15 protein-coding genes and 1 tRNA gene are annotated in these 17,316 nt (G+C 49.0%); 12 read left to right on the top strand and 4 right to left on the bottom strand.

Annotated features, from left to right (window positions below; genetic code table 11):
• Positions 1-299 precede the first annotated feature (299 nt).
• From IE092_RS15975 to lon, 5 genes are all read left to right on the top strand, one after another.
• A tRNA-Leu gene (locus IE092_RS15975) sits at positions 300-386 on the top strand.
• A 26-nt stretch (positions 387-412) separates the two neighbouring features.
• Positions 413-1,762 carry a trigger factor gene (gene tig / locus IE092_RS15970; protein WP_189358211.1) on the top strand — a complete coding sequence of 450 codons (1,350 nt, stop codon included), beginning with the start codon at positions 413-415 and terminating at the stop codon, positions 1,760-1,762.
• Positions 1,763-1,780: 18 nt separating this feature from the next.
• Complete coding sequence (gene clpP / locus IE092_RS15965) at positions 1,781-2,407, top strand: ATP-dependent Clp endopeptidase proteolytic subunit ClpP (protein WP_308427146.1); 627 nt, start codon at positions 1,781-1,783, stop codon at positions 2,405-2,407.
• Between the two features lie 164 nt (positions 2,408-2,571).
• Complete coding sequence (gene clpX, locus IE092_RS15960) at positions 2,572-3,837, top strand: ATP-dependent Clp protease ATP-binding subunit ClpX (protein ID WP_189358210.1); 1,266 nt, start codon at positions 2,572-2,574, stop codon at positions 3,835-3,837.
• Positions 3,838-4,107: 270 nt separating this feature from the next.
• Positions 4,108-6,441, top strand: coding sequence for an endopeptidase La (lon, locus tag IE092_RS15955; protein ID WP_373295340.1), 2,334 nt, complete (start codon positions 4,108-4,110; stop codon positions 6,439-6,441).
• Between the two features lie 113 nt (positions 6,442-6,554).
• Here lon and lexA read toward each other — a convergent pair whose 3' ends face one another.
• Positions 6,555-7,208, bottom strand: coding sequence for a transcriptional repressor LexA (lexA, locus tag IE092_RS15950; protein ID WP_189358208.1), 654 nt, complete (start codon positions 7,206-7,208; stop codon positions 6,555-6,557).
• 274 nt (positions 7,209-7,482) lie between these two features.
• Here lexA and rpsF point away from each other — a divergent pair, with 274 nt between their 5' ends.
• The 7 genes from rpsF to IE092_RS15915 all read left to right on the top strand — a co-directional run bounded on the left by rpsF (position 7,483) and on the right by IE092_RS15915 (position 12,290).
• Entirely contained in the window at positions 7,483-7,851 is a 369-nt protein-coding gene (gene rpsF / locus IE092_RS15945) for a 30S ribosomal protein S6 (RefSeq protein ID WP_189358207.1), read from the top strand.
• 23 nt (positions 7,852-7,874) lie between these two features.
• Entirely contained in the window at positions 7,875-8,174 is a 300-nt protein-coding gene (gene priB / locus IE092_RS15940) for a primosomal replication protein N (protein WP_189358206.1), read from the top strand.
• Positions 8,175-8,183: 9 nt separating this feature from the next.
• Positions 8,184-8,468 carry a 30S ribosomal protein S18 gene (gene rpsR / locus IE092_RS15935; RefSeq protein WP_189358205.1) on the top strand — a complete coding sequence of 95 codons (285 nt, stop codon included), beginning with the start codon at positions 8,184-8,186 and terminating at the stop codon, positions 8,466-8,468.
• 27 nt (positions 8,469-8,495) lie between these two features.
• Complete coding sequence (gene rplI / locus IE092_RS15930) at positions 8,496-8,945, top strand: 50S ribosomal protein L9 (RefSeq protein ID WP_189358204.1); 450 nt, start codon at positions 8,496-8,498, stop codon at positions 8,943-8,945.
• A gap of 160 nt (positions 8,946-9,105) precedes the next feature.
• Entirely contained in the window at positions 9,106-10,497 is a 1,392-nt protein-coding gene (locus IE092_RS15925; RefSeq protein WP_189358202.1) for a replicative DNA helicase, read from the top strand.
• 69 nt (positions 10,498-10,566) lie between these two features.
• Positions 10,567-11,193: a DUF47 domain-containing protein gene (locus IE092_RS15920; protein ID WP_189358200.1), complete on the top strand. Its 627-nt coding sequence runs from the start codon at positions 10,567-10,569 to the stop codon at positions 11,191-11,193.
• 86 nt (positions 11,194-11,279) lie between these two features.
• Positions 11,280-12,290: an inorganic phosphate transporter gene (locus tag IE092_RS15915; protein ID WP_189358198.1), complete on the top strand. Its 1,011-nt coding sequence runs from the start codon at positions 11,280-11,282 to the stop codon at positions 12,288-12,290.
• A 399-nt stretch (positions 12,291-12,689) separates the two neighbouring features.
• On the opposite strand, the gene IE092_RS15910 is transcribed toward IE092_RS15915, so the two are convergent.
• From IE092_RS15910 to IE092_RS15900, 3 genes are all read right to left on the bottom strand, one after another.
• Entirely contained in the window at positions 12,690-13,451 is a 762-nt protein-coding gene (locus tag IE092_RS15910; protein ID WP_189358196.1) for a LytR/AlgR family response regulator transcription factor, read from the bottom strand.
• A gap of 1 nt (position 13,452) precedes the next feature.
• Positions 13,453-14,778 carry a sensor histidine kinase gene (locus tag IE092_RS15905; protein ID WP_229793211.1) on the bottom strand — a complete coding sequence of 442 codons (1,326 nt, stop codon included), beginning with the start codon at positions 14,776-14,778 and terminating at the stop codon, positions 13,453-13,455.
• A 157-nt stretch (positions 14,779-14,935) separates the two neighbouring features.
• A complete protein-coding gene (locus IE092_RS15900; RefSeq protein WP_189358194.1) occupies positions 14,936-17,194 on the bottom strand; it encodes a bifunctional diguanylate cyclase/phosphodiesterase in 2,259 nt (752 codons plus the stop codon).
• Positions 17,195-17,316 lie beyond the last annotated feature (122 nt).

Here is a 17,316-nt window from a genome sequence, read left to right as displayed (position 1 = left end):
GAACATTACGTAATTCCGGAAGAAAGGGCTTGCTCATGCAAGCCCTTTTTTATTGTGTGAGCCGATGCAAATACTGGTTCTTAGATTGTGATTGCTGGGTTGGGGGTTTCTATTAAGCATTTTGCTGACAATAAAATCAGAAAAAAACAAAAAAACAAAACACGCGGAATGAAAATCCGCTAGAATAGCGGGCTAAAGTTGTAATGCCGTATGCATTCGTTTTGGGCGACGCGTAGGTCTGTTGTCGCCCTTTGCTTTTGTGCCGGTCAGTTTTACTTCGCTTGGTAATTCAATATTCTGCGAGGATGGCGAAATTGGTAGACGCACCAGGTTTAGGTCCTGACGCCAGCAATGGTGTGGGGGTTCGAGTCCCCCTCCTCGCACCACAGACTCTTTTATTTGGACGATTTTCATGGCAACTGCAGTCGAAACTTTAGAAAAATTGGAGCGTCGCCTCACAATTTCTTTCCCAATCGCTGATTTGAAATCAGAAGTCGAAAAGCGTTTGAAAGTACGCGCACGCACAGCAAGAGCGCCTGGCTTCCGTCCAGGTAAAGTGCCGATGAAAATGGTTGCGGCGCAATACGGTTATCAGGTTGAGACCGAAGTTCTGAACGACAAAGTTGGTCAGTTGTTTGCTCAGGCAGCAGCTGAAAACAATCTGCGTGTTGCAGGCTTTCCTCGCATTGAAGCGAAGGGTAGTGAAGGCGTAGAAGAAGGTTTCGTAGCCTTTGACGCGACTTTTGAAGTTTATCCTGAAGTTGTGATTGGTGATTTGTCCGGCGCAGAAGTTGATCAGGTGGCATGCAATGTGACTGATGCTGAAATCGACAAAACGATCGACATTCTGCGTAAACAACGCGTTCACTTCCATGTGAAAGGCGAGCAGGGCGATCACGGTGACGGCGGTGCCGATACATCCGCACAAAATGGCGATCGCGTTACTATTGATTTCGTTGGTAAGATCGATGGCGTTGAATTTGCTGGTGGCAAAGCTGAAGATTTTGTTTATGTTCTGGGCGAAGGCCGTATGTTGCCAGAGTTTGAGACTGCGACAATCGGCTTGAAAACGGGTGAATCCAAAACCTTCCCATTAAGCTTCCCTGAAGACTACCATGGCAAAGATGTTGCTGGTAAAACTGCTGAATTCACAATTACTGTGAAAAAAGTTGAATGGGCGCATTTGCCAGCAGTTGATGCAGATTTTGCAAAAATGCTGGGCGTTGAAAATGGCGACATCGAAAAAATGCGCGCTGATATCAAGGAAAATCTGGAACGTGAAGTGCGTGGTCGTGTAAAAGCAAAAACCAAAGACAGCGTGATGAATGCGTTGGTTGCTGCTGTTACTTTCGATCTGCCAAAAGCTCTGGTTGAACAGGACACCGAACGTCTGGCGGAAATGACTCGTCAGGATATGGCTCAGCGCGGCATGAAAGTGAACGATGTTCCTTTCCCTAAAGAGTTGTTCGTTCCTCAGGCAGAACGCCGTGTGCGTCTTGGCCTGATCCTGGCGGAACTGGTAAAATCTAATAACCTGCAGGCAACTGCTGAGCAAATCAAAGCGCAGGTTGAAGATTTCGCGCAAAGCTACGAAGATCCGCAGCAAGTTGTTAAGTACTACTACAGCGATCGTAACCGTCTGGCTGAAGTTGAGGCACTTGTTCTGGAAGATAACGTCGTTAACTACGTGCTGGCTAAAGCGAAAGTTGCAGTTAAAGAACTGGCTTTTGATGAATTGATGGGCAACAACGTTGCTGCTTAATAGCAAAGGAAATCACATATGACCGGCATCATCCACAATTCGGCGTTAGATACAAATATGCTGGGCATGGTGCCTATGGTGATTGAGCAGAGCGGGCGTGGTGAGCGTTCTTACGACATCTACTCCCGCCTTCTCAAAGAACGTGTGATTTTTCTGGTTGGTCCGGTCAATGATCAGACTGCTAATCTGGTGGTCGCGCAGCTCCTGTTCCTGGAAAGCGAGAATCCTGATAAGGATATTTCGCTTTACATCAACTCTCCCGGCGGATCGGTGTCCGCAGGTATGGCGATTTTTGACACAATGCAGTTCATCAAGCCGGATGTGTCAACTTTGTGTACAGGCATGGCGGCATCAATGGGTGCATTCTTGTTAGCCGCAGGTGCAAAAGGAAAGCGCTTTTCCCTGCCTAATTCGCGAATCATGATTCATCAGCCGCTTGGTGGTGCACAGGGGCAGGCATCTGACATCGAAATTCAGGCAAAGGAAATTCTTTACTTGCGTGAACGTTTAAACGCCATTCTTGCTGATCAGACTGGTAAAACAGTTGAGCAGATCGCTAAAGATACGGATCGTGATAACTTTATGTCCGCCGAAGAGGCAGCACAGTATGGTTTGATTGATCAGGTTCTGAAGCATCGCACCTGATATCTGCTACTTAATGAACGCCCGGTGTTTTGCCGGGCGTTTTTATTTTGGCCTGTTGAAGTTGGTGTTTTGTAATTTTTTCAGGTCATTCATGACGAAAAGAATTTTTGCAGGTAATATGCGATAAATGCTTTTCTTTATCTTGCTAATTAAATATTTACACCATGCCCGATAAAAAGTCTTCCAGTGGCGAAAAATTACTGTATTGCTCGTTTTGCGGCAAAAGTCAGCACGAAGTAAAAAAGCTGATTGCCGGGCCATCTGTATTTATCTGCGATGAGTGTATCGATTTATGTAACGACATAATCCGCGATGAAGTTGCGGATGTTGATGCAGTGTCGAACGCTAAAAATGATTTGCCAACACCAAAAGAAATTACGGATCTGTTGGATCAGTATGTTATTGGTCAGTTTACCGCGAAACGCATTCTTGCTGTTGCGGTGTATAACCATTACAAACGTCTGAAGCATCTTGGTAAAAAAGACGAGGTTGAGCTGGCGAAGAGTAATATTCTTCTGGTTGGGCCGACGGGGTCGGGTAAGACTTTGTTGGCGCAGACACTGGCCCGTATGCTGAATGTTCCGTTTGTCATTGCTGATGCTACCACGCTGACTGAAGCTGGTTATGTTGGTGAAGATGTTGAGAATATTATTCAGAAGTTGCTGCAGAACTGTAATTACGAAGTTGAAAAAGCACAAAAAGGTATCGTGTATATCGACGAAATCGATAAGATTTCCCGTAAATCTGATAATCCGTCGATCACTCGGGACGTTTCAGGTGAGGGTGTTCAGCAAGCGCTTCTAAAACTGGTTGAGGGAACGATGGCTTCGGTTCCACCTCAGGGTGGGCGTAAGCATCCGAATCAGGATTTTATTCAGATAGACACGACAAATATCTTGTTTATTTGTGGTGGTGCATTTGATGGTCTCGCCAAAATTATTTCTGACCGTTCTGAGAAGAGTAGCATCGGATTTGCCGCCAGCGTCAAGAGTCCGAACGATAAAAGTACGACAGAACTGCTGCACGAGGTTGAGTCTCAGGACTTGATTAAATTTGGTCTGATACCTGAATTGATCGGTCGTTTACCGGTGGTTGCCACGCTGAGTGAGCTTGATGAGGCTGCTCTGATCGAGATTCTTGTCGAACCGAAGAATGCGCTGATTAAACAGTATTCAAAATTGCTTGAAATGGAAGGCGCTGAACTGGATATTCGCCCGTCTGCGCTGACTGCAATTGCAAAAAAAGCGATAGCGCGTAAGACTGGCGCACGTGGTTTGCGTTCGATTCTTGAACATGCTTTGCTTGACATTATGTTTGACTTACCAAGTCACCAGAATGTAGAGAAAGTTGTGATTGATGAAAATACAATTACTCAGGGGGCGAAACCTCTGATTATCTATCGTGAGCAGCCAAAGGTATCCGGAGGTTGAGTGAGGCGTCAGGTGATTCCTGCTGATTTTGCACACTATTTTGTGCGTTAAATTAACAGTATTGCTGCCACACCGATGAAAAAAAGCCGCCCGGACAGAGTCGTGGGTGGCTTTTTTTATTTATTTTTGATTGGTGGGCTTGTGTTTTAGCCTAAAGCGCCAACATTATTCACAAGTATTTATGAAAGGTGCGCCATGACAACGACAAAACATGATGAGCAAATGCAACTGCCACTTCTGCCTCTGCGCGATGTGGTCGTCTTTCCTCATATGGTCATCCCATTATTCGTGGGGCGTCCGAAATCGATCAAGGCCCTGGAAGCTGCAATGGATCAGGGTAAGAGCATCATGCTGGCTGCGCAGAAAGCAGCAGCAAAAGATGAGCCAACGGCAGAAGATATTTACAGCATTGGGTGTGTTGCAAATATTCTGCAAATGCTAAAACTTCCCGACGGTACAGTAAAGGTGCTGGTTGAAGGCGCTCAGCGCGCCCGCGTGCAAAAAATATACGATTCTGAATCGCATTTTTATGCTGATCTGGAGCCTTTGAGTTCGGAAGAGGATGATAACGCTGAGATTGAGGCTATGCGCCGTGCGATTGTTCAGCAATTTGATCAATATGTGAAACTGAACAAAAAAATCCCGCCGGAAATTCTTGCCTCGTTATCTGGAATTGACGATGCCGGCCGGCTCGCTGATACGATTGCTGCACACTTGCCTTTAAAGCTCGAGCAAAAGCAAGCGATCCTGGAAATTTTCAGTGTGTCAGGTCGTCTGGAGCATTTGCTCGGACAACTTGAAGGTGAGCTGGATATTCTGCAAGTCGAGAAGCGTATTCGCGGGCGTGTCAAACGTCAGATGGAAAAGTCGCAGCGCGAGTATTATCTGAATGAGCAGGTAAAAGCGATTCAGAAAGAGCTTGGTGAGGGTGATGAAGGTGCTGATCTCGAAGAGCTCGAGAAAAAAATTATTGCGGCCAAAATGCCTAAGGAAGCGAAAGATAAGGCGCAGGCTGAGTTGAAGAAACTCAAGATGATGTCCCCGATGTCTGCGGAAGCAACAGTCGTACGCAATTACATAGATACGCTGGTGAATTTGCCATGGAAGAAAAAATCGAAGGTAAACAGCGATCTGGCGCACGCTGAAAAAGTGCTTGAAGATGAGCATTACGGCCTTGAAAAGGTGAAGGAGCGCATTCTTGAATATCTCGCGGTGCAGCAACGTGTTGAAAAAGTGAAAGCGCCGATCTTGTGTCTGGTCGGGCCGCCGGGTGTGGGTAAAACCTCGCTCGGACAGTCAATTGCACGTGCTACCAATCGTAAATTTGTGCGGATGGCACTTGGCGGTGTGCGCGATGAGGCTGAAATCCGTGGTCATCGCCGAACATATATTGGTTCTATGCCAGGCAAGATTTTGCAGAGCCTTTCTAAGGTAGGTGTCCGCAATCCGTTGTTTTTGCTGGATGAAGTCGATAAGATGGGGGCTGATTTCAGAGGAGATCCCTCGTCAGCGCTGCTTGAGGTCTTAGATCCGGAGCAGAACCATACATTTGCAGATCATTATGTCGAAGTAGACTTTGATCTGTCTGATGTAATGTTTGTGGCTACTTCGAATTCTTATAACATTCCACCTGCCTTGCTGGACCGGATGGAAGTTATCCGATTATCCGGGTACACCGAAGATGAGAAGACCAGTATTGCTCAGCGTTATTTATTGCCAAAGCAAATTAAGAATAATGGCCTGAAAGACGGTGAAATCAGTGTTGCTGAGTCAGCAATTCGTGACATTATCCGCTATTACACCCGTGAGGCAGGGGTGCGTTCTCTTGAGCGCGAATTATCCAAGATCTGCCGCAAAGTTGTAAAAATGCTCTTGCTTAAAAAGAGTGAAAAGAAGCTGGCTGTTACTTCGAAAAATCTTGATAAATATCTCGGGGTGCGCCGTTACGACTTCGGTTTGGCAGCAAAAGAAAATCAGATCGGTCAGGTTGTGGGTCTTGCCTGGACCGAGGTCGGTGGTGATTTGCTGACGATTGAGGCGGTTCAGGTGCCGGGTAAGGGGGGCGTAATCCGTACGGGAACACTCGGTGATGTGATGAAGGAGTCGATTGAGGCTGCTCGCACAGTAGTTCGCAGCAGAGCCAAGCGGCTTGGTATTGCTGCTGACGTATTTGAAAAATCGGATATTCATATACATGTGCCGGAAGGTGCAACCCCTAAAGATGGTCCATCTGCAGGTATTGCAATGACAACAGCGCTGGTATCGGTATTTACCGGGATTCCTGTCCGTGCTGACGTTGCTATGACCGGTGAAATTACCTTGCGTGGCGAAGTTCTTCCTATTGGTGGTTTGAAGGAGAAGTTGCTTGCGGCGCAGCGTGGGGGCATTAAAACAGTCCTGATTCCGGAGGATAATGCTAAAGATCTGGCAGATATTCCGGAAAGCGTCAAAAACAAGCTGGAGATTATCCCGGTGCGCTGGATCGATAAAGTGCTGGAAGTCGCATTGGAGCGCCAGCCGGAGCCTGTAAAGGAAGAAGCTCCTGTTGAGAATGTGCAGTCTAAGCCGGAAGCTCCGGCGGATGCTTTAGTGATCAAACACTGATTCTCGAATTGTTGTGGGACGTAATTCGCCGGAAGCGGGATTTTCCGGCGAATTATCAAATAAAAAAGCGCACGGTCTAAGTGCGCTTTTTTTATGTTCTGATGAAGGTCTTTTTAAACCCAGTTACGCATAAGTCCGACAGCCAGTCCTTCAAGATGAAATTCAGATTCTTCTGAGTCAATGCGGATAATGTCGTAATCCGGATTTTCCGGCAGTAATTCAATCAGTTTGTCCGTTTTGCGGTAACGCTTCACTGTCACATCTTCACCAAGTCTTGCGACAACGATTTGTCCGTTGCGTGCTTGTTCTGTACGTTTTACCGCGAGTAAATCGCCATCCAGAATACCTGCGTCACGCATCGACATGCCGCGTACTTTCAGGAGGAAGTCCGGCGTCGCGGAGAACAGGCCGGGGTCGACCTGATAATGTTGCTCGATATGTTCAGCTGCCAGAATAGGCGAGCCTGCAGCAACACGACCTATTAATGGAATGGATAACTGCTTTACAGCTTCAGCCAGTTTTGACGGCGCTTCAGTGATGTGGCTGGATAAGCTGGATTCCAGTAAGCGGATTCCGCGCGAAGTGCCTGCAGCAATCTCGATCACGCCTTTACGTGCAAGTGCTTGCAAGTGTTCTTCAGCCGCATTGGTGGAGCGATAGCCGAGCTGGCGGGCAATTTCGGCACGGGTCGGCGGAAAGCCGGTCTGATCAATGGCATCTTTGATCAGTTTCAGGATTTGCTCCTGTCTGCCGGTGAGTTTAAGCATGATTAGATAAGTGCAGTATGGTTAAAACAGCTGTATGTATAAGCAGTCTGTATTTTTATACAGTGCGATGCGGAAAGCAAGCACTTCCTGCGTATTTGATGGCGATTGCAGCTGGTTTGTGATTTGTTTTTTGCGGGCAGAGGCCTTTGAGTAATTTCGGATGCAGGAAATGTTTGTCACGATGCTGAAACTGGGTTAAACTCTTGCGCTTTCCTCTTCCTGCACTCGAGTTGACGCTGAGGCAGGCTGTTTTTATTGTCCACAAGGAGAATATATGCGTCATTACGAAATCGTATTTATCGTTCATCCGGATCAAAGCGAGCAAGTGCCTGCAATGATCGAACGTTACAAGTCTACTGTGACTACGCGTGGTGGTCAGATCCACCGTGTTGAAGACTGGGGTCGTCGTCAGCTGGCATACATGATCCAGAAACTGGCAAAAGCACATTATGTTTGCATGAACATCGAGTGCGATGCTGAAACTCTGGCTGAGCTGGAAACTTCTTTCCGCTTCAACGATGCAGTTCTGCGTCACCTGACCGTAAAAATGAAAAAAGCTGAAACTGCACCATCTCCAATGATGAAAGCAGTTCAAAAAGAAGACGCAGCAAAAGCACAACGTGCTGAAGCTTCTGCAGCTTAATTCCTTACGGTAATACAGAAAATTTGAATCAGTTACAGCTTCGTGCTTTTGTGCTGGAAAAAGAGGCGCTCAGGCACACCCCGGCTGGCATTCCGGTAGCGACGGCAGTTTTAAGTCATCGTTCCGAGCAAAGTGAAGCCGGTTACCAGCGAATTGCAGAGATGGAAATTAATGCACTGGTAGCGGGTCCGCAAGCAGCGCGGTTTGCGCAAATTCCGGCGGGAACTGAGTTGATGGTTCAGGGTTTTCTGTGTCGCAAGAATCGAAACAGTAAAAGTCTCGTTCTGCATATTTCAGAATTTGAGATTCTCAGACTTGATTAGGAGCCTAACATGGCATTCGGTAAAAAATTTGACAAAAGCAAACTGAAGCAAAAGCGTCAGCAACAAAATCCACTGTTCAAACGCAAAAAATTCTGCCGTTTCACAGCAGCGCAGGTTGAGCGTGTTGACTACAAAGATGTTGACACTCTGAAAGATTTTGTCCAAGAAAACGGCAAAATTATGCCAGCACGTCTGACAGGCACTAAAGCTCTGTATCAGCGTCAAGTGGATACAGCGATCAAACGTGCTCGTTATCTCGCTCTGTTGCCATACACTGATCTGCACACAGCGTAATTAACGACAGGAAATTAGGAGAAAAATATGCAAGTTATTCTGCTGGAAAAAGTCGTTAATCTGGGCAACCTGGGTGACGTAGTTCGCGTTAAAGATGGTTACGCACGTAACTTCCTGATTCCTCAGCGCAAGGCTCGCCGTGCGACTGAAGCAGCGATTGCTGAATTCGAAGCAAAACGCGCTGATCTGGAAAAAGCAGCTGCTGAGAAACTGGCTGCTGCTCAGGCAAGCGGTGAAAAACTGGCTGGCCTGAAAGTTGAAGTTGCACAGAAAGCCGGCGTTGACGGCCGTCTGTTCGGTTCCGTAACCAACTTCGACATCGCTGATGCGCTGGCGAAACAAGGTTTCACTGTTGAAAAAGCACAAGTTCGTCTGCCACAAGGCCCACTGAAAACAGTTGGCGAGTTCGCAGTTGCAGTTGCTCTGCACACAGACGTAGTTGTTGACGTAACAGTTGCTGTTGTTGCTGAAGCGTAATTCAACACGCTGAACGAAAAGCCGGGAGCTTGCTCCCGGCTTTTTTGTTTTTGTGGGGAAATTGTTTAAATCATTTATTTTGTGTTGTTGCGTATGAACAGGAACAGAGGCAGGGTGGTTTGCTTCGTGTGGCTGTGAATATGCAGGTATAATGCGCGCCATGAAAGCTGCTTCTGATCCGCAAATTGATGCCCTCCGCGTTCCTCCTCATTCGATTGAGGCGGAGCAGTCTGTGCTTGGTGGTTTATTGCTTGATAATGCTGCCTGGGATCGCATTGCCGATTACATCACCGAGGAAGATTTTTACAGGTACGATCACCGTATTATTTTCCAGTGCATGGTCAGGCTGATTAACAGCGCAAAACCCGCTGACGTGATTACGGTTTACGAGGCACTGACTGTGCTGGGTAAAGCGGAAGAGGTTGGTGGTCTGACCTACCTGAATGCGCTGGCACAAAATACACCTTCCGCTGCGAATATCCGGCGCTATGCTGAGATTGTTCGTGACCGTGGTGTATTGCGTAAGCTGATTACTGCCGCAGACGAAATCGCCTCTACAGCGCTGGCACCGCAGGGTAAAGAAGTCAAAAAAATTCTGGATGAAGCAGAATCGAAGATTTTCGCGATCGCTGAAGAAGGTGCGCGTGGCGCAGCGGGTTTTCAGGCGATTCAGCCTTTGCTGACGCAGGTGGTAGAGCGGATTGACGAGTTGTATAACCGTGATAATCAGGGTGATATCACCGGTGTGCCGACCGGATTCGTTGATCTGGACAGAATGACTTCCGGTTTGCAACCGGGCGATCTGGTCATCGTGGCCGGGCGTCCGTCGATGGGTAAAACCGCTTTTTCGCTGAACATCGGTGAAAACGTTGCTATTGACAGTGGTTTGCCGGTTGCTGTTTTCTCGATGGAGATGGGCGGTGCGCAGCTCGCGATGCGTATGCTGGGTTCCGTCGGACGTCTCGATCAGAGCCGTCTGCGGATCGGTAAGCTGAGCGACGAAGACTGGCCTAAACTGACCTACGCGATTCAGAAAATGAATGAGGCGCAGCTGTATATTGATGAGACACCTGCGCTGAGTCCGATCGAATTGCGCGCACGTTCACGCCGTCTGGCACGTCAGTGTGGCAAGCTGGGTCTGATTATCGTCGACTACCTGCAGCTGATGTCTGCCAACGTTGCCGGTGAAAACCGTGCGACGGAAATTTCTGAAATTTCGCGAAGCCTGAAAGGGCTGGCGAAAGAATTACATTGTCCGGTCATTGCACTGTCGCAGCTGAACCGCTCGCTGGAGCAACGTCCGAACAAACGTCCTGTGATGTCAGATTTGCGCGAATCAGGCGCGATTGAGCAGGATGCTGACGTGATTATGTTTATTTACCGTGATCAGGTGTACAACCCGGATTCACCGGACAAAGGCACTGCCGAGATTATTATCGGTAAGCAGCGTAATGGTCCGATCGGCAGTGTGCGTCTGACCTTCCTCGGTGAATACACAAAGTTTGATAATTATGTGGGTTCACTTGCCATTTACGGTGACAGTGAATCCTGATGTGGAACGCTAGTTCTGATTTGTAAGGCCCAAAAGGCAACCCCTTTTTAATTTTTCAGTGAGAAAACAATGTTTGGACGTTTGATGCCAACCGAAGGCAAATTCTTTGACCTGTTCAATCAGCACGCAGATCTGTGTGTGAAAGGCTCGAAAGAGATGCTGGCTTTGATGACGAATTTCGATGACCTCGAAAATCGTGTGCACGCGATTGAAGGCGTGGAAAAGCAGGCGGATGCGGTAACTTACAACACAATCGAGCTGTTGCATAAAACTTTCATCACACCACTGGACCGTGATGACATTCACAAGCTGATCACCCGTATGGATGACATTCTGGATCTGCTGGAAGATGCAGGCCAGACCATTTCTCTGTATGACATCCGCGAAGTTACGCCGGAAGCGAAACGTCTGGCAGAGCTGTGCGTGGCATGTACAGAAAAAGTCAAAGTGGCTGTTGGCATGTTGCACAACATGAACAATTCCCGCGACATTCTGACCGTATGTGAAGAAATCGACCGTCTGGAATCCGATGCGGATCACGTGATGCGTGCTGCAATGTCCAAACTGTTCCGCGACGAACCGGATGTCCGCACACTGATCAAGCTGAAAGCGATTTACGAATTGCTCGAAACGGTGACTGACCGTTGCGAAGACGTCGCCAATATCATCGAAGGCATCGTCGTCGAAAATGCCTGATAAGGCGTGAGAAAACGGCGGGCGGAGTTGCCGGCCGTTCTTGCCCTGTTCAGATCAGGACTTTTTTGAAATATTGAGTAAATTTCATGCAGACTTTACAAATCAGCATTTATGTCATTGCTGCGCTGGTGTTGCTGGCACTGGTGTTCGACTTCATGAACGGGTTTCATGACGCAGCAAACGCAATTGCGACCGTGGTATCAACCGGTGTGTTGAAGCCGCAGACCGCAGTCGCGATGGCAGCATTCTTTAACGTGATTGCGATCTTCTTCTTCAAACTGAAGGTGGCATCGACCATTGGTAAGGGCACGATTGAGCCCTGGGCGATTGATCACTACGTGATTTTTGGTGCACTGGTAGGCGCGGTGTTCTGGAATCTGGTGACCTGGTATTTTGGTATTCCTTCTTCTTCCTCGCACGCACTGATCGGTGGTCTGGTTGGTGCTGCAGTTGCGAAAGCCGGCACCAGCGCGCTGATTTCCGGTGGTCTGTGGAAGACCATCGCATTCATCGTGTTGTCTCCGACGCTGGGTTTCATACTTGGTTCGCTGATGATGCTCCTTGTGTCGTGGCTGTTCGTCAAGTCAACGCCACTGAAAGTGGACCGCTGGTTCCGTCGTTTGCAGCTGGTTTCTGCCTCGCTGTACAGCCTCGGACACGGTGGTAATGATGCGCAGAAAACCATGGGTATTATCTGGATGCTGCTGATTGCAGGTGGTTATTCCAGCTCTGCAGAGGTTGCGCCGCCTATGTGGGTGATTCTGTCCTGCTACGGTGCAATCGGCCTTGGTACTCTGTTCGGTGGCTGGCGTATTGTGAAGACCATGGGTCAGAAAATTACCAAGCTGAAACCGGTCGGTGGCTTCTGTGCCGAAACCGGTGGTGCGATTACATTGTTTATCGCAACGGCGCTGGGTATCCCGGTATCAACAACGCACACCATTACCGGTGCGATCGTTGGGGTTGGTTCTTCTCAGAAAATGTCGGCAGTCCGTTGGGGCGTGGCCGGTAATATCGTCTGGGCTTGGGTTCTGACCATTCCGGCATCCGCATTTGTTGCTGCGATTGCATGGTGGATCGGCACGAAGATTCTGTAATCTTCAAAATGAAGTCCGGCGGGAATCGTATATCCGCTGCAAAAAACGCCCGGTGGTTGCCGGGCGTTTTTGTTTTTGCGTCTTTGTATTCTGATGTTGAGTTTCTTTGGCGACTTAATCAGGTGACTTGCTTTACCTAAGCGAGGATGCAAAAAATGCACTATTTTGGTGCAAAATGCGGAGTTCAGCACAGGAAAAATATGCCATGCGCTGGTCGTCCGCGAGAACGCTCGCGCTCCGTCCTGTCCGTTTTTTCGTGAATGACGAATTCTGCGTATTATCGGGCGAAAGTTAATGCGATAGCGGCCTTGCCGGAGCGGACTGCAGGCGGGGTGTTGCGGGTGGTTACTGAGTAAGGCTTCCGGCGGCGCAGGGCGGCCACCGGAAAAAAAGGAGGGCTTACATTTGTTTGAACAGATGAACGAAGCTGCGGCTGACTTCCAGCTTTTCGTTACTGCCTTTGACTTGTACCAGATGGCGGCCGCGCAGATCACGCACTACGCCGGAGATAGCTTTGGCATTGACCAGTGTTGAACGGTGAATTTGCCAGAACAATGCAGGGTCAAGTTCTTCGGCCAGATCGCGCACCGGTTTGCGGATCAGTGCTTCATAGGTGGCGGTCTGCACCCGGGTATATTTTTCGTCGGACTGGAAAAACAGAATTTCTTCGACCGGAATCAGACGCAATTCTTGTCCTATCGAAGCCTGTATCCATTGCAGATAGTTCGGCTTACCGATGCCCATTTGCTTCGCCAGCTGACTGATCATCTGACTCATATCCGGCGGCGCGGCATTTGCCTGTAAGCGCGCTTTCAGGCGTTCTACGGTCTTGCTCAGGCGTTCGGTGTCGGCTGGCTTCAGTACATAATCCACCGCACCGTGTTCGAATGCTTCCACTGCATACTGATCGTAGGCAGTGATAAACACGATATGCGCCTGCGTACCGATATCCTTCGCTGCTTCAATGCCGGTTTTCACCGGCATACGGATATCGAGAAAAACCAGATCCGGCTGATGCTGCAAAGTCAGACTGACGGCTTCTTCGCCATTTTTTGCTTCATCCAGAATCTGTAATTCCGGCCAGACCTGTGCGAGGCGGCTGCGCAACTGATCGCGCATTAAACGTTCATCATCAGCCAGTACGGCGGTAGGTGCTTTCATGTTAATCCGCTAATTCATAAGGGATTTCAATTGTGACACAAACACCTGTCGGTTGATTCGGCGTAATGATCAGTTGTGCCTGATCTTTGTATAAAAGCTTCAGTCGTTCGCGGATATTCTGCAGACCGACACCGGTGCCTTTGGTCGCCGCAGCACCGAAACCCAGGCCATCGTCGCTGACACTGACACGCAGTTTTTTGTGTGCGACTTCGGCTCGGAAGCGTATGGTGCCGCCTTCAGCTTTGCATTCCAGACCGTGCTTGATCGCATTTTCTACCAGCGACTGCAGCATCATCGGCGGGAATGCAGCGCTGCGCAAACCTTCCGGCATCTGGTAATCAATCGTCAGACGTTCTTCCATCCGCATTTTCAGCAATTCCAGATAGGCTCTGATCATGTCCGCTTCGCGTCCCAGATTGGTGGACGCGACCTGATCCCGGATCTGCGGCAACACGGCGCGCAGATAGCTGATCAGGCAGCGTTGCATCGCAGCGGCACGTGGCGGATCGGTTTCAATCAGATGCTCTACGGAAGCGAGGGTGTTAAACAGAAAATGCGGTTCCACCTGTGCCTGCATCATCTGCACTTTGGCTTCGCTGACCTGACGCAGCAAGGATTCGCGTTCAGCAGCAACTCCGGCTTCACGCGCTTTTTCTTCGGCGCGCACTTTGCCGCCCATCACGACTTTCATGCCAAACAGACTCAGCACAAACAGCATGACAAAGTTCGCGAACCATTTTGATGACGTTTTACGGTAACTGCTGATTTCTTCGTCTGCAGCATCAGCGACGGCATTGTTAATATCTTCACCGATTTCCCGCGCCATATCCGGCGGCAGCTTGATGTGGATATCGTCGCCGGTCTGAATCACCGCAGTTGGTGCAGCAGGCGGGTTTGTTGTTGCAGCTGCTTCACTGGCGCCGGTGGCAGGGGTTGCTGGTGTCGCCGGAGTCGCCGGGGTGGCAATGCCGTTTTTCTCGCGAATTCCGTTTTCATCAATTTCAATTTCTTTACCACCGGAGCCGGGTTTGTTTTTGCGGATGCGGATGCCGGTGTCATCGATTTGCACGGTCGTGTCGCCATCGGTGGCGGAGCGTACTTTGCGATGCTTGTTGCTGTTATTGTTTTTCGTGACGACGACTTCTTCTGAACTGAATAAGGTGTCGTTGAGGATGGCGCCACCTGCCATCGTCAGAATCGCAAAGATGGCAAATTTCCACCAAGATAACTGGGTAACCCATGCCGCTGTTTTATCGAACGTACGGCTGAGCCAGCCGCTCAGCTGCGTCAGCACAGTGTGAATCATTTGTAGTGTCGGGTTATTCATGACGAAACACCTTGAATTGAGAAACGGTTTAGTAAGTGTCAATGTACCTGCTTCACCGCACACACTCTACCGGATTGCGATACGCTGCAAAAATCGGGGAACAGAATGAAAAATGGCGACTGAATTGCAGTCGCCATTGCTTGTATTCGCAAAAGTATCAGGCGGCAGGCTGTGCCGGGCCGGATTTCAGCCAGTCATGCAAATCCTGTTTTGTCAGCGGACGTGCATAGAAATAGCCTTGCGCCATATGGCAGCCGTAATCCATCAGCGTTCTGGCCTGCATATCGTTTTCGACGCCTTCGGCAATCACCGATAAACCCAGATTTTGTCCCAGCTGGACAATCATTTTTGCGATGCTGCCTTCGGAACCGTTTTGCTGAATATCATTCACAAAAGCGCGGTCGATTTTCAGCTTGTCAACATCCAGCTTTTGCAAGTGACTGAGCGATGAGAAGCCGGTGCCGAAATCATCAATTGAAACACTTACACCGAGTTGCTTAATCTGATGCAGGGTTTTGATCAGCAGTTCCGGATCTTTCATTGCCATCGATTCGGTGATTTCCAGTTCCACAAACTGCGGCGGTGCTTTGGTATCCTGCAGCGCTTTGTGCAAAGTCTGCATGAAAAGTGGATGAGAGAACTGTGCCTGCGACACATTAATCGCCATCTGGAATGCGGTGTAACCCATATCGCGCAGGGTGACGAGTTCATGCAATGCGCTGCGCAATACCCATTCGCCGATATCGACAATCAGGCCGGAATATTCAGCAATCGGAATAAACTGATCCGGTGGTACGAATTTACCTTCATCCGTACGCCAGCGCAGCAGGGCTTCCGCGCCCAGTGCTTTACCGGTACGCATATCCACCTGTGGCTGATAGACGAGGAACAGGCGTTCGTGTTCAAACGCGGCTCGCAGTGCATGCATCAGCATCACACGCTCACGGATTTCCACACCCATGCTGCGGGTGAAATATTCATAGCCGCCGCGCTGACTGGTTTTCGCACGTTTAAGTGCGATATTCGTATCTTTTAATGCTTCGGAAGCATCGCCGTCGTACTCATCCAGTTTGATCAGCCCGATGGTTGCAGTCAGCTGCACATCCTGATGGTCTACTTCAAACGGAGAGTTAAACAGTTCCAGAATTTTGTCAGGATTGACCTTATCCTGATGGCCCAGCAATGCGAACGTATCGCTGCCGACGCGTGCCAGCTGGCAAGTTTCGCCAAAGTGACGGAACAGACGCTGCGCCACAGCGTATAACAGTAAGTCGCCGAACTGATGGCCGAGTGCGTCATTCGTTTCAGCGAAGTGATCAATATCGATCAGCGATAAAGCGCTGTGCTGTTTGGAGGCAGAGCTGAGTGTTTCACCCAGTGTCTGCAGCAGTTTTAAACGATTGCCAAGACCTGTCAGCAAATCGTAGAACGCATAATTGTGCAGGCGTGAATTCAGGATGACATTATCCAGACCCACGGAAACATTGCCGCAGAATACATCCAGCAAGCGGCGGTCCATGTCATTCAGATGAATGCCGCAATCCAGAAAGAGTGCGAAATCTTTTTTCTCGGTGTTATTGAAATATAAAACCGTCGCATTTTTTTCGTACACACTTTGTTGCTGGTTCAGTGCCTGATGAATAATGTCCGGTGCAACCGGCAATTCCACTGTTTTCAGTAACTGGTTCTGATATGGCTGGTAGCGTGCTGTGCAAGCGATGACTTGCAAGTCATCGGTCTGATGATTGTTTTGTAAATTGACAGGACGTATGCAGACAAAGCCTTCGCTGCCCAGACCCAGCAGGCTGGTAATCTGCGTCAGTACACCGGATGCAAAATTATGCAGGCCATGCGTGGCCATCAGTTCGGTACTGGCATTAATAATCATTTCCAGACCACGACGGCTGGAGCTGATAGAGCAAATCTGTTCGTAAGAGCGGATGGCTGATGTGACTGCGGTATACAGCTTAGTACGGGTCAGTTCGGACTTGGTTTTGTAGTCATTGATGTCGTAATCGCGGATCGCATCGATTTCCGGTGCATATCCCGGTTGTCCGGTACGCAGAATAATACGTACATCGGCCAGTCCCAGTGTTTTACGGATGTAATTGACCAGTTGCAAACCCGCATCTTCATGCTCCATCACCACATCCAGCAGGATGATCGCAATGTCTTTTTCTTTTTGCAGGATTTCGCGCGCCTCTGCGGCGGAATAGGCATGCAGAAAACTCAGCGGGCGATGCTGAATTTCCAGACTGCCAAGCGCAAAGGTGGTCGCGGAATGCACATCAGGATCATCGTCAATGATCATAATGCGCCAGCTGCCCTGTGCGCCAGAGTCAGTCGATGCTTCACTTGCGTCCGGTTCATCCAGAAACACCAGATCGTCTTCATTGGACAGAATCGGGGAATTCATCTGCAAAACGACTCCATGCTTGGCATTATTATGATTATGCATTGCTGCAAGATTAGTATTGAACAGAACTATGACATCAATTCAAGCCTTAGCCAAGCCTCATGCAGGGAGATTAGGCAAGA

Source organism: Cognatundibacterium squillarum (assembly GCF_014652435.1).
Taxonomy (GTDB): Bacteria; Pseudomonadota; Gammaproteobacteria; order Burkholderiales; family Burkholderiaceae_D; genus Undibacterium; species Undibacterium squillarum.
Note: the sequence above shows the minus strand (reverse complement) of the source record. Positions and strands in the feature narration are given on the sequence as shown.

Excerpts from the sequence above, each read along its gene's own strand:
- IE092_RS15910 (WP_189358196.1), bottom strand. The coding sequence starts at position 13,451 with ATGAAAGCACCTACCGCCGTACTGGCTGATGATGAACGTTTAATGCGC.
- tig (WP_189358211.1), top strand. The coding sequence starts at position 413 with ATGGCAACTGCAGTCGAAACTTTAGAAAAATTGGAGCGTCGCCTCACA.
- rpsR (WP_189358205.1), top strand. The coding sequence starts at position 8,184 with ATGGCATTCGGTAAAAAATTTGACAAAAGCAAACTGAAGCAAAAGCGT.
- IE092_RS15905 (WP_229793211.1), bottom strand. The coding sequence starts at position 14,778 with ATGAATAACCCGACACTACAAATGATTCACACTGTGCTGACGCAGCTG.
- lexA (WP_189358208.1), bottom strand. The coding sequence starts at position 7,208 with ATGCTTAAACTCACCGGCAGACAGGAGCAAATCCTGAAACTGATCAAA.
- lon (WP_373295340.1), top strand. The coding sequence starts at position 4,108 with ATGGTCATCCCATTATTCGTGGGGCGTCCGAAATCGATCAAGGCCCTG.
- clpX (WP_189358210.1), top strand. The coding sequence starts at position 2,572 with ATGCCCGATAAAAAGTCTTCCAGTGGCGAAAAATTACTGTATTGCTCG.
- IE092_RS15900 (WP_189358194.1), bottom strand. The coding sequence starts at position 17,194 with ATGAATTCCCCGATTCTGTCCAATGAAGACGATCTGGTGTTTCTGGAT.
- rplI (WP_189358204.1), top strand. The coding sequence starts at position 8,496 with ATGCAAGTTATTCTGCTGGAAAAAGTCGTTAATCTGGGCAACCTGGGT.
- clpP (WP_308427146.1), top strand. The coding sequence starts at position 1,781 with ATGACCGGCATCATCCACAATTCGGCGTTAGATACAAATATGCTGGGC.
- IE092_RS15925 (WP_189358202.1), top strand. The coding sequence starts at position 9,106 with ATGAAAGCTGCTTCTGATCCGCAAATTGATGCCCTCCGCGTTCCTCCT.
- rpsF (WP_189358207.1), top strand. The coding sequence starts at position 7,483 with ATGCGTCATTACGAAATCGTATTTATCGTTCATCCGGATCAAAGCGAG.
- IE092_RS15915 (WP_189358198.1), top strand. The coding sequence starts at position 11,280 with ATGCAGACTTTACAAATCAGCATTTATGTCATTGCTGCGCTGGTGTTG.
- IE092_RS15920 (WP_189358200.1), top strand. The coding sequence starts at position 10,567 with ATGTTTGGACGTTTGATGCCAACCGAAGGCAAATTCTTTGACCTGTTC.